This is a genomic window from Streptomyces sp. Inha503 (assembly GCF_047215865.1).
GTDB lineage: Bacteria > Actinomycetota > Actinomycetes > Streptomycetales > Streptomycetaceae > Streptomyces > Streptomyces lycopersici.
Genome location: NZ_CP178360.1, coordinates 11,243,337 through 11,260,070 on the forward strand (window position 1 = coordinate 11,243,337; position 16,734 = coordinate 11,260,070).

The 16,734-nt window shown below is 71.9% G+C and carries 14 protein-coding genes and 1 pseudogene; 9 read left to right on the forward strand and 6 right to left on the reverse strand.

Annotated elements, in window-relative coordinates:
• Positions 1–9 precede the first annotated feature (9 nt).
• Positions 10–993, reverse strand: coding sequence for an aldo/keto reductase (locus ACJX2R_RS46505; RefSeq protein WP_413105050.1), 984 nt, complete (start codon positions 991–993; stop codon positions 10–12).
• 45 nt (positions 994–1,038) lie between these two features.
• Positions 1,039–2,280, reverse strand: coding sequence for a D-mannonate dehydratase ManD (manD, locus tag ACJX2R_RS46510; RefSeq protein WP_413105051.1), 1,242 nt, complete (start codon positions 2,278–2,280; stop codon positions 1,039–1,041).
• 114 nt (positions 2,281–2,394) lie between these two features.
• Here manD and ACJX2R_RS46515 point away from each other — a divergent pair, with 114 nt between their 5' ends.
• The 3 genes from ACJX2R_RS46515 to ACJX2R_RS46525 all read left to right on the forward strand — a co-directional run bounded on the left by ACJX2R_RS46515 (position 2,395) and on the right by ACJX2R_RS46525 (position 4,078).
• A complete protein-coding gene (locus tag ACJX2R_RS46515; protein ID WP_413105052.1) occupies positions 2,395–3,369 on the forward strand; it encodes a carbon-nitrogen hydrolase family protein in 975 nt (324 codons plus the stop codon).
• 89 nt (positions 3,370–3,458) lie between these two features.
• Positions 3,459–3,698, forward strand: coding sequence for a hypothetical protein (locus ACJX2R_RS46520; protein ID WP_020865818.1), 240 nt, complete (start codon positions 3,459–3,461; stop codon positions 3,696–3,698).
• A gap of 2 nt (positions 3,699–3,700) precedes the next feature.
• Positions 3,701–4,078 carry a toxin Doc gene (locus ACJX2R_RS46525; protein ID WP_262697380.1) on the forward strand — a complete coding sequence of 126 codons (378 nt, stop codon included), beginning with the start codon at positions 3,701–3,703 and terminating at the stop codon, positions 4,076–4,078.
• 115 nt (positions 4,079–4,193) lie between these two features.
• On the opposite strand, the gene ACJX2R_RS46530 is transcribed toward ACJX2R_RS46525, so the two are convergent.
• From ACJX2R_RS46530 to ACJX2R_RS46540, 3 genes are all read right to left on the reverse strand, one after another.
• Positions 4,194–5,465 (reverse strand): MFS transporter, encoded by a 1,272-nt coding sequence (locus ACJX2R_RS46530; protein ID WP_413105053.1) that lies wholly within the window; start codon positions 5,463–5,465, stop codon positions 4,194–4,196.
• A gap of 71 nt (positions 5,466–5,536) precedes the next feature.
• The gene (locus ACJX2R_RS46535) at positions 5,537–6,040 is read right to left on the reverse strand and encodes a MarR family winged helix-turn-helix transcriptional regulator (protein ID WP_413105054.1); all 504 of its coding nucleotides are present in this window, start codon (positions 6,038–6,040) and stop codon (positions 5,537–5,539) included.
• Between the two features lie 90 nt (positions 6,041–6,130).
• Positions 6,131–7,438, reverse strand: a complete 1,308-nt coding sequence (locus ACJX2R_RS46540; RefSeq protein WP_413105055.1) for a beta-propeller fold lactonase family protein — start codon at positions 7,436–7,438, stop codon at positions 6,131–6,133.
• Positions 7,439–7,609: 171 nt separating this feature from the next.
• Here ACJX2R_RS46540 and ACJX2R_RS46545 point away from each other — a divergent pair, with 171 nt between their 5' ends.
• The 4 genes from ACJX2R_RS46545 to ACJX2R_RS46560 all read left to right on the forward strand — a co-directional run bounded on the left by ACJX2R_RS46545 (position 7,610) and on the right by ACJX2R_RS46560 (position 12,815).
• Positions 7,610–8,509 (forward strand): Gfo/Idh/MocA family protein, encoded by a 900-nt coding sequence (locus ACJX2R_RS46545; RefSeq protein WP_413105056.1) that lies wholly within the window; start codon positions 7,610–7,612, stop codon positions 8,507–8,509.
• 94 nt (positions 8,510–8,603) lie between these two features.
• Positions 8,604–9,347, forward strand: a complete 744-nt coding sequence (locus tag ACJX2R_RS46550; RefSeq protein WP_413105057.1) for an HAD family hydrolase — start codon at positions 8,604–8,606, stop codon at positions 9,345–9,347.
• Positions 9,344–11,689 carry a glycoside hydrolase family 65 protein gene (locus ACJX2R_RS46555; RefSeq protein WP_413105058.1) on the forward strand — a complete coding sequence of 782 codons (2,346 nt, stop codon included), beginning with the start codon at positions 9,344–9,346 and terminating at the stop codon, positions 11,687–11,689. The genes ACJX2R_RS46550 and ACJX2R_RS46555 overlap by 4 nt, the downstream gene beginning before the upstream one ends.
• 79 nt (positions 11,690–11,768) lie before the next feature.
• The gene (locus tag ACJX2R_RS46560) at positions 11,769–12,815 is read left to right on the forward strand and encodes a PHP domain-containing protein (protein ID WP_413105059.1); all 1,047 of its coding nucleotides are present in this window, start codon (positions 11,769–11,771) and stop codon (positions 12,813–12,815) included.
• A 96-nt stretch (positions 12,816–12,911) separates the two neighbouring features.
• Here ACJX2R_RS46560 and ACJX2R_RS46565 read toward each other — a convergent pair whose 3' ends face one another.
• Positions 12,912–14,813: a glycoside hydrolase family 97 catalytic domain-containing protein gene (locus ACJX2R_RS46565; RefSeq protein WP_413105060.1), complete on the reverse strand. Its 1,902-nt coding sequence runs from the start codon at positions 14,811–14,813 to the stop codon at positions 12,912–12,914.
• A gap of 192 nt (positions 14,814–15,005) precedes the next feature.
• Between ACJX2R_RS46565 and ACJX2R_RS46570 the strand changes: the two genes are divergently transcribed.
• On the forward strand, positions 15,006–15,227 hold the full coding sequence (locus tag ACJX2R_RS46570) for a hypothetical protein (protein ID WP_413105061.1): 222 nt from the start codon (positions 15,006–15,008) through the stop codon (positions 15,225–15,227).
• Between the two features lie 160 nt (positions 15,228–15,387).
• Positions 15,388–16,675, forward strand: a pseudogene (locus tag ACJX2R_RS46575) (FAD-binding protein).
• The last annotated feature ends 59 nt before the right edge of the window (positions 16,676–16,734 follow it).

The window sequence follows — 16,734 nt, forward strand, 5'->3', positions numbered from 1 at the left end:
GTGCCACCGTTACCAGCGATGGTGAACCTGGGCCCGGATCCGCCGGTCGTACAGGTCGCCGACGGCCTCCAGCGTGGCGCCCGGCAGCGGGGGCAGCCCCGCCGCGGCCGCGTTCGCCCGAGCCTGCTCGGGCGAACGCGCCCCCGGGATGACCGAGGTCACGCCCGGCTGCTGGATGATCCACCGCAGCGCCGTCTGCGCCGGGGTGGCGCCCGCCGGGGCCAGCCCGGCGAACTCCACCGCCGCCTCGACGCCCTCCTCGAAGCCCACGCCGGAGAACGTCTCGCCCTGGTCGAACATCTCGCCGTGCCGGTTGAACGTGCGGTGGTCGTTCTCCGCGAAGACGGTGTCCTTGGTGTACTTCCCCGACAGCAGACCGGACGCCAGCGGAACCCGCGCGATGATCCCCACACCGGCCTCCCGCGCCGCCGGGACCACCTCCTCCAGCGGCTTGAGCCGGAACGGGTTGAGGATGATCTGCACACTCGCCGTGCCCGGACGCGCGATCGCCGCCAGCGCCTCCGCACACGTCTCGACGCTCACCCCGTACGCCGCCACCCGCTCCTCGGCCACCAGCGTGTCCAGCGCGTCGAAGACCGCGGCCGAGGAGTGCACCGAGGACGGCGGGCAGTGCAGCTGGACCAGATCCAGGGTGTCCACGCCCAGATTGGCCCGCGAACGGTCGGTCCACGCGCGGAAGTTGTCCAGCGTGTAGTTCTCCGCGAGCTGCGGCAGCCGCCGCCCCATCTTGGTGGCCACGAAGATCCCGGCGTCCGGGCGCGACCTCAGATACCGCCCGATGAACTGCTCGCTGCGCCCGTCCCCGTACACATCGGCGGTGTCGAAGAACGTCACGCCCGCTTCGACGGCCGCATCCAGCACGGTCAGGGCGTCGTTCTCGCCGACCTCGCCCCAGTCCGCGCCCAGCTGCCAGGTGCCCAGGCCCACCACCGAGACCTTCCGGCCGAGCCGGCCGAACTCACGCTGCTCCATGCTCCCTCTTCTCACTTACGGCGACGCGGCTCACCGTACCTCCGTTCACCAGTCGTGCACCGTGCCGTCCGCCAGCCGGTTCACCGGCAGATACGCGGGCTGGTACGGGAACCGCCCGGCGGCCTGCGCGTCCAGCTCGACGCCCAGGCCCGGGGCGTCGGAGGGGTGCAGCAGCCCGTCCTCGAAGCGGAAGGAGGTGCGGAATACCTCCAGCGTGTCGTCGGTGTGCGGCATGTACTCCTGTATGCCGAAGTTGTGGACGGCCAGATCCAGGTGGAGCGCCGCGGCCATGCCCACGGGGGAGATGTCGGTCGGGCCGTGCATACCGGACTTGATCCCGTAGACCGCGGCCAGGTCCAGCAGTTTGCGCATGGCGGTGACCCCGCCGGTGTGGGTCACCGCCGAACGCACGTAGTCGATCAGCCGCTCGCTCAGCAGGGTGGTGTAGTCGTGGACGTGGTTGAAGACCTCGCCGATGGCCAGGGGGGTGGTGGTGTGCTGCCGGATGAGCCGCAGCGCGGCCTGGTCCTCGCCGGGCGTGGCGTCCTCCAGCCAGAACAGGTCGTACGGCTCCAGCGCCTTGCCGAGCCGGGCCGCCTGGATCGGGGTCATCCGGTGGTGGCCGTCGTGCAGCAGCGGCAGCTCCGGGCCGAACTCCGCCCGGACGGCCTCGAACACGGTCGGCAGATGACGCAGATAGGCCCTGGTGTCCCAGCTCTCCTCGGCGGGCAGCACCCGGGGTCCCGACCCCCGGCGCGCCGGTTCGTAGTCGTAGCGCTCCCCGCCGCCCGCGCTCGAGGAGGCCACGCCGTAGACCGAGGCCAGCCCGGGGATGCCGGTCTGGACGCGGATCGCGCGATAGCCCCGCTCCAGATGGGCGCGGATGGAGTCGAGCAGTTCGGGGACGTCCCGGCCGGAGGCGTGCCCGTAGGCCAGCGCCCCGCTGCGCGACGCCCCGCCCAGCAGCTGGTACAGCGGCATCCCGGCGGCCTTGGCCTTGATGTCCCACAGCGCGGTGTCGACGGCCGCGATGGCGGCCATGGTCACCGGCCCGCGCCGCCAGTACGCCCCGCGGTACAGATACTGCCAGGTGTCCTCGATGCGCGAGGCGTCCCGGTCGAGCAGCAGTGGCACCACGTGGTCCCGCAGATACGAGGCGACGGCCAGCTCACGGCCGTTGAGCGTGGCGTCCCCCAGACCCGTGACCCCGTCCTCGGTGATGATGCGCAGGGTGGTGAAATTGCGTCCCGGACTGGTGACGACGACCTCGGCCGACTCGATCCTCACCGCATACCCCATTCCTTGTGGCCGGTCCCTTCGGCGATCACGCCGTACGGGCAGCCCTACCCGCTTCCCGCCGCCGGGATCCGGAGGCGTCGGGTACCGAAGGAGGCATCCGCCATGACCACCCTCACCGTCGCCCTGCTCCAACTCGCCCCGCCGGGGCCCGATCTGCCGGTGAACCTCGCCCTCGGCGAGGCGGCCTGCCGCCGGGCCCGGGCGCTCGGCGCCGATATCGCGCTCTTCCCCGAGATGTGGAGCAACGGCTACAGCTGCGCCGTCCCCGAAGGCTCCGCCGAGGGCGACGTCTACCGCCACCCCTCGCTGTGGGACGGCGCCCGCACTCCGGCCGGGCCGTGGCCCGAGTCCGTCTGGCTCGGCGAACCCATTACCCGTGACTCGCCCTTCGTCACCCACTTCCGCGAGCTGGCCGCCGAGTTGGAGATGGCCATCGCGCTCACCTATCTGGAGCGCTGGGACGGACCGCCGCGCAACACCCTCTCCCTCATCGACCGGCACGGCCGCCTGGTGCTGACCTACGCCAAGGTGCACACCTGCGTCTTCGACCTGCCGGAGGCCGGTCTGACGCCGGGGGAGGGGTTCGAGGTGTGCGCCCTGGACACGGCGGTGGGCGAGGTGATGACCGGGGCGATGATCTGTTACGACCGGGAGTTCCCGGAGAGTGCCCGCGCCCTGATGCTCGCCGGGGCGGAGATCGTCCTCACCCCGAACGCCTGCGAGCTGGAGATCAACCGGCTCTCCCAGTTCCGCTCCCGCGCCGTGGAGAACATGACCGGCATGGCCATGGCCAACTACGCCGGCCCCGGCTGGGGCCACTCCGTCGCCCACGACGGCATCGCCTTCGTGGACGGGCGGTCGCGGGACACCCTGGTGGTCGAGGCGGGCGAGGCCGAGGGGGTCTATCCGGCGGTCTTCGACCTCGACGCGCTGCGCGCCAACCGGCACCGGGAGACCTGGGGAGACGCCTTCCGCCGCCCCGCCGCGTACCGGAGCCTGCTGGACCGTGAGGTGCGCGAGCCGTTCGTCAGGGTCGGGCCAGACGGTGGTCCCGTCCCCGGCCGCAGCCGTCCCTGATGGCCGAAAAGGTTTGTCAAGTACCTACAAAAACATGATCTGAGCTGGGGCGATTGCTGACGGGGTACCCGGTGAGTAGGGTGTCCCGCATGTCAGCTCTCAACGTGGAATTCAGCGATCGGGAACTTGAGGACCTCCGCCAGATCGCCAAGGAGCGCGGTACCACCATGAAAGCCCTCGTCCGCGAGGCGACCGTGGCCGACATCGCGCGTCACCGCGCTCTACAGGAGGGCGCCGAGGTCTTCCGGCGGTTCTTCGCGGACAACGCCGACGCCTTCGCGGACGCGTTCCCCGACGATGAGCACCGCCAGCCCGGGCAGGCCGCCTGACCATGGCCCCGCTGCTGCATATCGACGTCCCCTGGCTGCTCCAGCGCCATGAGGAGGTCATGCCGGAACAGCCGGCCATCTCGGACTTCTCGGGCCTGGTCGCGGCCGTCGCCCGCCATCGCGTCGACCCGCCCCGCCTGGGCGTCGATCCCGACCCGGCGTGGCGGGCCGCGGCCCTGCTGCACACCATCGCGCTGCTCAGGCCGCTCCCGGCGAGCAACGCGCGGTTCGCCGCCGCGACCGCGGTCGCCTATATGCACGCTTCCGGCGAGGGCATCGACCCGCCGTACGGGGCGCTGATCGACCTGGTCCGCGACATCCTCTCCAGCAAGGCGGATGTCTTCGACGCGGCCAGCCACATCCGCTCCTGGCGGATCTGAGGCTCCCGGCGGATCCGAGGGGGACGGGCGGGGCCCGTGGGAGACCGGGGCCCTCATGGGCGGGTCCTCAGGGACGGGCCCTCATGGACGGGGCCCGCCGGGGCCCCGTCCCGCGTCAGCCCGCCGAGCCGAGCTCCTCGGCCAGCGCCTGCTTCTCCAGCGTCTCGCGCCGCTCCTCGGCCGGGGTGTGTCCGGCCGCCTCCGCCGCCTGGACGCGCTCGGCCTCGGCGAGCAGCGAGTGCCCGGTGGCCAGGACGCCGATGCCCAGCGCGACCGCCGCCGCCCCGATGTAGAAGGGCAGATGCACACCGCTGTGCTCGGCGATCTTCCCCGCCGCGTACGGGGCCAGACCGCCGCCGATGAAGCGGACGAAACCGTAGGCGGCGGAGGCGACGGGCCGTTCGACGGGGGCGACGGTCATCACCGCCTGGGTGGTGATGGTGTTGTTGATCCCGATGAAGGCGCCGGCCACGATCACCGCCACGATCAGCGTCGTCTTGGAGTCGGTGAACAGGCCGATGACGAGGATGTCGAGGGCGAACAGCGCCAGATTGAGATACAGGGAGCGGGCTATGCCGAGCCGCGCCTGGAGCCAGGGGGCGCCGAAGACCGAGAAGAGGGCGACGAGCACACCCCAGCCGGTGAAGACATAGCCGAGCTCATGGGTGCCCAGGTCCATCGGGAACGGGGCGTAGCCCAGCACCGTGAAGAAGCCCCAGTTGTAGCAGAGCGCGGTCAGCCCCATGATGAGCAGCCCGCGGTGGCGCAGCGCCTTGAGCGGGTCGGCGATCGAGGCCCGGCGCGCCGGGGTCGGGGTCGGCTGGACCAGCACGATGGTCGCGATCAGCGCGATGGCCATCAGGACCGCCACGCCGAAGAACGGCCCGCGCCAGCTGATAGCGCCGAGCTCGCCGCCCAGCAGCGGCCCGATCGCGATGCCGATGCCCAGCGCGGTCTCGTAGAGGATGATCGCGCCGGCGAAGCCACCGCTGGCCGAGCCCACGATGACGGCCAGCGAGGTGGCGATGAACAGGGCGTTGCCCAGCCCCCATCCGGCGCGGAAACCGACGATCCCGTCGATGCTGCCGGAGGCCCCGGCCGCCGCGCTGAAGAGCACGATGAGCACCAGACCGGCCACCAGGGTGCGCTTGGCGCCGATACGGCTGGAGACGAACCCGGTGACCAGCATCGCGACGGCGGTGACCACCAGATAGCTGGTGAACAGCAGCGACACCTGACTCGGCGTGGCATGCAGCTTGGCGGAGAGGGAGGGCAGGATCGGATCCACGAGGCCGATGCCCATGAAGGAGATCACACAGGCGAAGGCGACCGCCCATACGGCCTTCGGCTGCTTGAAGGGGTTGGGGGCGCTGGGATGAGCGGACAAAGGATGCTCCGTCGTTCAGGGCCCGAGCCGTGACGACATGGCGAGCCGTGGCGCGGCAGGGTGCCGGTTGATCAGGAAGCGGTGCTTCCCGGGGACTTCCGCGCCCGTGCCGCGTTCTCGACGAGCCGCTGGAAGGCGGGGGTGGCGGCGCGGACGGCGGTGGCGAGTGCCTGTTCGTCCTCGGGGGAGAGGGTGGCCAGCAGTTCGGCGAGCCGGTTCGTACGGTCGCGGCGCCGCTCGGCGAGCAGCTCCCGCCCGGCGTCGGTGATCGCCACCAGGACCACCCGGCCGTCGTGCGGATCGTCGACCCGGGTCACCAGGTCCTGCCGCTCCAGCCGCTGGATGAGCTGGGTCATCGAGGGCTGGGTGACGCCCTCGTCGGCGGCCAGGGCCGTGAGGCGGGACGGGCCCTCCCGGCTGAGCCGGCCGAGGGTCGAGGCGGCGGTGAAGCTGATGTCCCGGTTGGTCAGATGGCGCACCGCGAGGAACGCCAGCCGCTCCAGCGCCTCCGCGACCTCCTCACGGGTGGCGGGGGCGTCGGATTCCCGGGCGCCGGACTGCTGTGTGTATTCCACATCTAGTTTTATATCATGCCTCTATATAGGCAGGCTATGCAGATGGTCACAGGTCATAGGCCCCGGACCGGCCCCCGCGGGAATGCCGACTCAGCGGAAGATTCCGGTGTGGCCGAGGGAGTAGCGGCCGGGCTGGGGGTAGACCGCGAGCCCGTGCGGGCCGCCGCCGACCGGGATCCGGGCGCGCAGCCGCCCGGTGCGGGTATCGATCGCGTAGACCTCGGCGTTGTAGCGGCCCGAGAGCCACAGCACCTTGCCGTCGGTGGACACCCCGCCCATGTCGGGGCTGCCGCCGCCGGGCAGCCGCCACCGCCGCACCAGCTTGCCGCTCTTGAAGGACAGCACCGAGATGGTGCCCTCGCCGCGGTTGGAGACGTACATGGAGCGGGAGTCGCGGCTGACGTAGAGGCCGTGGGTGCCCTTTCCGGTGGGCAGCAGCCGCGGCTTGCCGAAGGTGTCGCCGTTGAGCACCCACAGGCCGTTCGCCACCATGTCGGCGATGTACCAGGTCTTGCCGTTGGGCGAGATCTTGACGTCCTGTGGCATCGCCCCGGCGATCGGCAGCCGCTGCTTGGCGATCACCTTCTTCTTCGCCGTGTCCACCTTCAGCAGCTCACCGGAGAACTCGCACGAGACGATGAAGTAGCGGCCGTCGGGCGAGAAGTCCGCGTGGTTCACGCCGTAGCAGTCCACCGGCACCGACTTGATCACCTTCATGGTGTGCGCGTCCCGGAAGACCAGCGCCCGGTCCATGGAGGCCATCACCACGGCGTACTTCCCGTCCGGGGTGAAGTAGAGGTTGTATGGGTCGTGGACGTCCACCGGGCGCCCCACCCGGCCGTTGGCGGGGTTGATGGGGGTGAGGGTGTTGCCCAGGTCGTTGTTGACCCACAGCGTTTTCAGATCCCACGAGGGCACCACGTGCTGCGGCTGGTGGCCCACCTGGATGGTGCGGACGACCTTGAACTTCTTCGGGTCGATGACGCTCACCGTGTCCGAGAGCGTGTTGGGTACGTACACCCGCGATGGATAGTCCTTCACCGTCCGGGACAGCTTCCCCGGCCCGTCGGCCGCGTAGAGGTCATGCGGGTCCAGCGGGGGCGGCATCCCCGGCAGCAGCCGGGCGAGCTCGGCCTTCTTCTCCGCCTTCTTCTTCGCCGCGGCCGACGCCTGGAGCGCGCTCTGCCGCGCCGATGCCGACGCCGCCCGGTCCGGCCGGTGCTCGCTGGAGGAGGCGCAGGCCGGAACCGCCGCCCCGCACAGCAGCAGGGCCGCCGCGGCTCGGACCGTGGCACGCCGCCGGTGTGCGCGGGAGAGGGAGCGCGACGAGCCACGGGCCACGGGTTCCTCCAGCGGTGAGGGTGGGCTTCGGCCGTCCCCCGCACCGTGGCCGGCCATGGCCTCACCCTGGCACCGCCACCGGCCACCGGCATCCGCCTACGGCCAAGCGGGGGAGCGGCGTACCGCCCTCGGCGTACCGCCTCCGCCGAAGCGGCCGGGCGGCACGGGCGTAGGATCGCGGCCGACGCCCGGGGAGACTCCGGGGCCTCGCGCGGAGGGGGACGGACAGTGCGGTTCGGAGTGCTGGGCACCGGACACTGGGCGGCCGAGACCCACGCGGCGGCGCTCGCCGCGCACCCCGTGGCCGAACTGGCCGGGATCTGGGGACGCGACCCGGCGAAGGCGAAGGCGCTGGCGGACCGCTGGGGCACCCGCGCCCACCCGGACGCCGACGCCCTGATCGCCGACGTGGACGCCGTGGCCATCGCCCTTCCGCCGGACATCCAGAGCGGCCTCGCCGAGCGGGCCGCGCTGGCCGGATGCCATCTGCTCCTGGACAAGCCGCTGGCCTTCAGCACCGAGGAAGCCGACCGGATCGTGCGGGCCGTGGACGAGCGCGGGCTGGCCTCGGTCGTGTTCTTCACCAACCGCTTCGCGGCGCCCGTCGAGACCTTCCTCCGGCAGGCCGCGGCGGACGGCGGCTGGGACGGCGGCCGGGCCACCGCCTTCGCCTCGATCTTCCAGCCCGGCGGCTACTACGGCGACTCCCACTGGCGGCGGGAGCGCGGCGGGCTGTGGGACGTCGGCCCGCATTCGCTGTCCGTCCTGCTGCCGGTCCTCGGCCCGGTGGCCGAGGTCACCGCGCTGGAGGGGCCGCGCGGCGCCGCGCATGTGCTGCTGCGCCACCACTCCGGAGCCATCGGCACCCTCGCGCTCACCCTGGACGCCCGGCCCGCCGCGCGGGGCTTCTCCTGCGACTTCTACGGCGAGCGGGGGATCGCCGTGGTGCCCGAGGCGGGGACCACCGCCTTGGACGCCTTCGCCACGGCCGTCGACCGGCTGCTGAGCGGTGCCCGCGACGGCGGCGCGGCCGACCCCTGCGACGTACGGTTCGGCCGCGAGGTCGTCGCCGTCCTGGAGGCCGCCGACCGCTCAGGCCGCGAGGGGCGCACCGTCGTGCCGCGCTGAGCCGTCCCGCGCCGAGGGCGCGCCGTGCTCCGCCGAGCGGGGGAAGGCTTCGCCTTTCCCGCATATTCCGGCGTTCCCGGGGGAACCGGGGGCCATGACCAAGCTCTGCCTGCCCGATGGCATCCGGGCCTGCCTGTTCGACCTCGACGGCGTGCTGACCCGGACCGCGGTGGTGCACGCGGCGGCGTGGAAACAGATGTTCGACGAGTATCTGCGGCGGCGCGACGGCCCCTCGTTCCGCCCCTTCGACTCGGGCCGTGACTACGACGAGTACGTGGACGGCCGTCCACGCGCCGACGGGGTGCGCACCTTCCTTGCCTCCCGGGGCATCGAGCTCCCCGACGGCGAGCCGGACGACCCGCCCGACCGGGACACCGTGCACGGCCTCGGCAACCGCAAGAACATCCTCGTCCTCGAGAAGATCCGCGAGGAGGGAGTGGAGGCGTACCCGGGCTCGGTGCGCTTCGTGGCGGCCGTGCGCGCCGAGGGCCTGCGGACCGCGGTCGTCTCCTCCAGCGCCAACTGCCGCGATGTGCTGGTCGCCGCCGGTATCGAGCACCTCTTCGAGGTACGGATCGACGGTGTGGTGGCCGCCGAGCGCAAGCTGCCCGGCAAACCGCACCCCGACACCTTCCTGGAGGCCGGAAAGGAGCTGGCCGTCGGGCCCGAGGCGGCCGCCGTCTTCGAGGACGCCCTGGCGGGCATGGAGGCCGGGCACTCCGGGCACTTCGGCTGTGTCGTCGGCGTGGACCGAGTGGGCCAGGCCGACGCGCTGCGCGCACACGGCGCCGACATCGTGGTCAAGGATCTCGCCGAGCTGCTGGAGGACGACTCGTGATCACCGATTCCTCGTACGCCGTCGACCCCTGGGTGCTGCGGGAGACCGACCTGCGGCTCGATCTGCTGCCCCAGAGCGAATCGGTCTTCGCGCTCTCCAACGGCCATGTGGGCTGGCGCGCCAACCTCGACGAGGGGGAGCCCCACGGCCTCCCCGGCTCCTACCTCAACGGGGTGTACGAACGGCGTCCCCTGCCCTACGCCGAGGCCGGATACGGCTATCCCGAGGCCGGCCAGACCATGATCAACGTCACCAATGGCAAGATCATCCGGCTGCTGGTGGACGACGAGCCCTTCGATCTGCGCTACGGACGGCTGCGCTCCCATGAGCGGGTGCTCGATCTGCGCGGCGGGCTGCTCCACCGCACCTGCGAATGGACCTCCCCCTCCGGCATCAGCGTGCGGGTCCGCTCCACCCGGCTGGTCTCCCTCACCCAGCGGGCCATCGCCGCCGTCGCCTACGAGGTGGAGGCCGTCGACGCCCAGATCCGCGTCGTCGTCCAGTCCGAACTGGTCGCCAACGAGCAGCTCCCCGAGCGCGGCGGCGACCCCCGGGTGGCCGAGGCCCTGGAGTCCCCGCTCAAGCCCGAGGAGAACGCCGCCGACGACAAGCGGCTGCGGCTGATCCACTGCACCGACGCCAGTTGTCTGCGGGTCGCGACCGCCGCCGACCACCTGATCACCGGGCCGCCGCCCACCCGCCACTCCAGCGAGAGCGCCGACGACGTCGCCCGGCTGACCGTGACCTCGGTGCTGGAGCCGGGCCAGGTGCTGCGGCTGGAGAAGCTGGTGGCCTACGGCTGGTCCGGAGCCCGTTCGCTGCCCGCCGTACGGGACCAGGTCGAGGCCGCGCTGGCCGGGGCCGCCAGCACCGGCTGGCGCGGCCTGGTGGACCAGCAGCGCGCCTGGCTGGAGGACTTCTGGTCCCGCGCCGACGTCGAGGTCGAGGGGGACGCCGAGATCCAGCAGGCCGTGCGGTTCGCCCTCTTCCACGTCCTCCAGGCCGGCGCCCGCGCCGAGGAACGGGCCATCCCCGCCAAGGGCCTCACCGGCTCCGGCTACGACGGCCACTCCTTCTGGGACACCGACACCTTCGTCCTGCCCCTGCTCACGTACACCTTCCCGGAGTCCGTGGCCGAGGCGTTGCGCTGGCGGCAGTCCATCCTGCCCGCCGCCCGGGACCGGGCCCGGCAGCTGGGCCACGAGGGCGCCGCCTTCCCCTGGCGCACCATCGACGGCTCCGAATGCTCCGCCTACTGGCCGGCCGGCACCGCGGCCTTCCACGTCAACGCCGATGTGGCGGACGCGGTGGTGCGCTATGTGGCGGCCACCGGCGACGACGAGTTCGAGCGCGAGACCGCCGTGGAACTGCTGGTGGAGACCGCCCGGCTGTGGCGCTCCCTCGGCCACCACGACCACCACGGCCGCTTCCACATCGACGGGGTGACCGGCCCGGACGAATACAGCGCCGTCGCGGACGACAACGTCTACACCAACCTCATGGCCCAGTCGAATCTGCGGGCCGCCGCGGACATCGTCGAACGCCACCCGGACAAGGGCACCGAACTGGGCGTCGACGACGAGGAGGCCGCCGCCTGGCGGGACGCCGCCGAGTCCATCTCCATCCCGTACAACAAGGCCCTGGGCGTCCATGAGCAGTCCGCGGACTTCACCAACCACCAGGAGTGGGACTTCCAGGGCACCCGCCCCGACCAGTACCCGCTGATGCTCCACTTCCCGTACTTCGACATGTACCGCAAACAGGTGGTCAAACAGGCCGACCTGGTGCTGGCGATGTATCTGCGCGGCGAGTGCTTCACCGAGGAGGAGAAGGCACGCAACTTCGACTACTACGAGCGGCTGACGGTCCGGGACTCCTCGCTCTCCGCGTGTGCCCAGGCCGTCATGGCCGCCGAGGTCGGCCATCTGCGGCTCGCCTACGACTATCTGGGCGAGGCGGCCCTGATGGACCTGAAGGACCTGGAGCACAACACCCGCGACGGTCTGCACATCGCCTCGCTCGCCGGCACCTGGATCGCCCTGGTCGCCGGGTTCGGCGGGATGCGGCACCGCGACGGCAGGCTGGAGTTCTCGCCCAAGCTGCCCGAGAAGCTGGCCCGGCTCGCCTTCACCATGCAGGTGCTGGGCCGGAGGCTGCGTGTGGAGATCACCAACCGCTCCGTCACCTACTCCCTGGCCGAGGGCGCCCCCCTGGAGATCCGGCACTACGGCCGGCCCATCACCGTCTCCGAGAAGACCCCCAGGACCTGCGACATCGACGAGCTGACGGCGCGTCCCGAACCCCATCAGCCCCCCGGCCGCCGCCCGAACCGCCGCGCCTGAGGCACCGACGCCCCACGTCACGCCGCCGCGCGGGTCACAACACCCCGCACACCACGCCACCCACAGCGAGGAGCGCTCGATGGACCCCCTGGAGGCCCTGGACCGGATCGCGTTTCTCCTGGAGCGCGCCCAGGCGCCGACCTACCGGGTGCGTGCCTTCCGCACGGCCCAGTCGGTGCTCGCCGACCTGGACCCCCAGGAGGTGGAGCGGCGGGCCGCGAACGGCACCCTCCGGTCGCTCAAGGGGCTCGGCCCCAAGACCTCGCAGGTGGTCCAGGAGGCGCTGAAGGACCAGGTGCCCGGGTATCTGGCGAAGCTGGAGAGCGAGGGCGCCGAGGCCGGGGGCGAGCCCGACGAGGACGCGGCGAAGCTGCGCGCCGCGCTGCGCGGGGACTGCCATATGCACTCGGACTGGTCCGACGGCGGTTCCCCGATCGAGCTGATGGCCCGCACGGCGGCGCGGCTGGGGCACAAGTGGGCGGTGCTCACCGACCATTCCCCGCGGCTGACGGTGGCCCGCGGCCTCTCGGCGGACCGGCTGCGCGCCCAGCTGGACGTGGTCGCGGAGCTGCGCGCGAAGCTCGCCCCGTTCCAGCTGCTCACCGGGATCGAGGTCGACATCCTCCCCGACGGCTCCCTGGACCAGGAGCCGGAGCTGCTGGACCAGTTGGACGTGGTGGTGGCCTCGGTCCACTCCAAGCTGAGGATGGACGGGCGCCCCATGACTCGCCGGATGGTCGCCGCCGTCAGCGATCCGCTGGTCGATGTGCTGGGCCACTGCACCGGACGGCTGCTCGGCGGCAAGCGCCCCGAGTCGGCCTTCGACCATGAGGAGGTCTTCGGCGCCTGCGCCGAGGCGGGCACCGCCGTGGAGATCAACTGCCGCCCGGAGCGGCTGGATCCACCGCGCAGACTGCTGCGGGAGGCCGTGCGGGCAGGGACGTTCTTCTCCATCGACACCGACGCCCACGCACCCGGCCAGCTCGACTGGCAGCCCCACGGATGCGCACGGGCCGTGGAATGCGGGGTGCCGGCGGAACGTGTCATCACCACTTGGACCGCACGGCAGTTGGTGGACTGGACCCGCACGCGCAGGCCCCCGCGCCGCAAGGGGCGCGGGGGTTGACGGCGGCGATCGGCATTTGGACGGGCGTCCCGGACGGGGTGTATGCGTGACGGGGTGTCCGCGTAACGGGTGGTCAGCGCGGGGCGTGGCGGAGGGTCAGGAGCGGTCGCAGGTGGACAGGCCGGGTCGCCAGCGGCAGGCGATGGCGGCGAACCCGCCGTCCGCCGCGACCGGCACGGACAGGGTCTGCCCGCCGCGTACCACGGTGGGCGTGCGGACCAGACCGTCCGGGCCGTCCAGGATCAGATCGACGAGCCAGCGGCCCGGCTCCAGCCGCAGCGGCACCTCGGCGGTGTGCGCGGGGCCGGTGAACGTGCCGCCGATGAACCACCGTGAGCCGCTGGCACGGGCGAGCACGGCGCTCTCACCCGGCCGTCCCGCCAGCAGCCGGGTGCGGTCCCAGGCGGCCGGGATCTGCTCCAGGAACCGGCGGGCGACCGGCCGGGCGTCGTAGGACTCCGGGGTGCCCGCCAGGTTCTGGATACCGGATTCGTAGAGCACCGACAGGCCGACTTCGCCCGCGTCCGACGCCGCGTTGGGCCGCTCGGGCCGGTGGAAGGCCCCGGGGGTGAAGTCCATCGAGCCGATGACATTGCGGGTGAAGGGCAGCGTCGCCAGGTGCTGCGGGGTGTTGGTCCGCTTCTCCTCGCCGTTCACGCCCTCCATCGACATCACCTGCGGCCAGGTGCGCTGAATGCCCTTGGGGATCGTCGAGCCATGGAAGTTGACGAGCAGATGGTGGGCCGCGGTGGCCTTGAGGATCTCGTCGTACCAGCGCAGTGTCTCCTGGGACTCGGAGTCCATGAAGTCGATCTTGACGCCCTTCACCCCCCACCGCTCCAGCGTGGGCAGCCACTGCTCGCGCTCCTCGGCGGTGTCGAGGTCACGGTGGTGGATCCAGACCTGGATGCCCACGTGCCGCTCGCGGGCGTAGTCCACGAGCTGTGGGATCCAGCTGTTCCGTTGCCAGTCGGGATCGGTGACGTCCCACTGGTCGGGGTCGAAGTACCAGCCCGCGTCCACCACCACGTACGGCCATCCGCGCTGGGCCGCGTAGTCCACGTATCCCTTCTGCATCGACAGGCTCTGCCCGGCCGGCTTGCCGCCCGCGAGCCAGGTCCACAGGGCGGGGCCGGGCCGGATCCACGAGGTGTCGGCGACGCGTGACGCCGGTGCCAGATCGTCGGTGAAGGTGGACTGGGTGACGGTCGGCAGGTCGCCCACGATGAGGGCGCGCCAGGGTGTGCTCAGCGGCCCGTCGGACTCGACCCGCTCGTCCCACAGGCCGATGCGGTAGGTGGGCAGCCCCTGCTGGTGGGTCAGCCGGGCGGCGGAGTAGCGGCCGGTGAGATCCGACTCCGCGATCAGGGCGTAGCCGCCACCCGTTTCGAAGAGCGCCTGTGCCATGTACTCACCGGTGGGCGCGGTCGCCGCGGTGTACTCCTTGAACAGGTTCTCGTTGTCCTTGCGGTAGTCGCCCAGCCACGCGGCCGCGTCCGGGGGCAGGGTGAAGGCCGAGGTCTCGCCCAGGACATCGCCGCTGCCGGACGGCAGGTCGTAGCGATAGGCGACCCCGTCGCCCGAGACCCGCACCACCAGGTCCAGCCGGGCGTTCCCGCCGCCCCGGAACCGGAAGCGGGTCTCGGTCATCCGCGCCGTGCGCGAGCGCTGCTTGCCGGCCGTCGACCGGTAGCGCTCCACGACGGTGCGGTCGTGGCGCCCCAGATAGCGCAGCCCGTGCGACAGATCCGCCCGCTCGGTGACGATGCCCACGGGCGAGGGCTCGACCACCGTACGTCCGCCCCGGGACACCTGGAGCGTCAGCGCTCCCGAGGCGCCGTCGAGCCGCAGCTGGGCGAGGGGACCGGAGTGGGGCGAGGGGCCGCGCACGGTCCAGGCGGAGTCCTTCGCCTGTGCGGGCCCGGTGACGAAGAGCGTCATGGCCAGGACGCCGCAGAGCACAAATGCCACTGCGGAGCGTCGGTAAGATCTCGGCATCGTTGCCTCCCGAGGCGGATACGTTACCGAGTCATCCGATAACTGGGGAGGGGTTGAACATTATTACGGCCCATCAAGGGTCGCGTGAGGGTGAGAGATCGGATCTATGGCTTGGCTGCTTCCGGATGCGGCGCCAGGGGTAGAGGGTCGGCCAGTGGGCCCGCGCACGGTCCGGACGAGGAGGCGTACACGATGAGCGGCACGGCTCAGCCCGGCGACCCGGGCCCGGAGGCGGCGGACCGGGAGGCGGCGGACCGCGGGAGGGTGGACCCGGAGACCGCGGGCCCGGTGCCCGCCGAGCCCGGGGGCGGGGACCCCGCCTGCTGGCTGGAGCGGGTCTGCGCCGACTGCGGCGCGATCCAGGACACGGCCCACTTCGCTCGCTGTGCGCGCTGCGGAGCCCCGAGGGAGTGAGCGGGCCAACGCCATCGCCGGGCGGTCGCTGAACGCCCGAAGTCCCCTGCCGGGTACGTGAGTTGCCCTTGCGAGCAGAACTCTGGCGGCCTCGCACCCTGTGGGCTACCGTCGGTAACACGTTGCCGGCCGGTAACACGATTCCGTCGGGGCCAACGGGATCAGCCGCCGCCGCGCCCTGACGGCGGCGGGCGGGTGTGCTCGCCGGTGCCGCGCTCGCCCAGGCGGCGGCTCCGGCCTTCGCCGCCTCCGGGGCGTCCTCGGACGCGGACGCCATCGTGGTCGGCCATGGGCTCGCAGGACTGGTGGCCACGGCGGAACTGGCCGCCGCCGGGCGCAAGGTGCTCCTCCTCGACCAGGAGCCCGAGAGCAAGCTCGGCGGTCAGGCGTTCTGGTCCTTCGGCGGCCTGTTCTTCGTCGACTCCGAGGAGCAGCGGCTGATGGGGATCAAGGACTCCCCCGAACTGGCCTGGCAGGACTGGCTCGGCACGGCCGGCTTCGACCGCGGGGTCACCGACCCCGGCGGCCAGGACTACTGGGCCCACAAGTGGGCCGAGGCGTATGTGGACTTCGCCTCCGGGGAGAAACGCTCCTGGCTGCACGGGCTCGGTGTGCGATGGTTCCCGATCGTCGGCTGGGCCGAGCGCGGCGGCGGTCTCGCGGACGGCCACGGCAACTCGGTGCCGCGTTTCCATGTCACCTGGGGCACCGGCCCGGCGGTGGTCGAGCCGTTCGAGAAGAAGGTGCGGGCCGCCGCGAGGGACGGCCGGGTGACGTTCAAGTTCCGTCACCGGGTGGACGAGCTGATCGTCACCGGTGGCGCCGTGACCGGGGTGAGCGGCTCGATCCTGGAGCCGAGCGACGCCGCCCGCGGCAAGCAGACCTCGCGCACCGCGGTGGGTGACTTCGAGCTCAACGCCCCGGTGGTGATCGTCACTTCCGGCGGTACCGGCGCCAATCACGACCTCGTACGCCGGAACTGGCCCGACCGGCACCCTGCACACCCTCGGGTCGATCACCGCCACCGGCCATGACTGCTCGTGGTTCGTCACCACCCAGACGATCTTGGCCAAGGAGTTCGCGCTCTCGGGCTCGGAGCAGCACCCGGACCTGACCAACAAGGACATCCTCCAGCTCCTCTCCCGCATCTGGCAGACCCCCGAGCCGATCCAGCGGTTCCGGGACAAGGGCGAGGACTTCGTCGTCGCCGCGTCCCTGCCCCAACTGGTCGCGGACATGAACAAGTTGACCTCCAGACCGACCTCTCCGGCCGCGTCCTGGACGCCTCCGGCCACCCGATCAGCGGCCTCTACGCGGCCGGTGAGGTGGCGGGCTTCGGCGGGGGAGGAGCGCACGGCTACCGCTCCCTGGAGGGCACCTTCCTCGGCGGCTATCTCTTCTCGGGCCGCACCGCGGGCCGCGCGGCGGCGTCCGCGACCGCGACCTGACCCGGCGGGCGCCGGCCGGACGGGCGGGCCGGCGAGCGCGGACGTGGGAGACTCGTCCC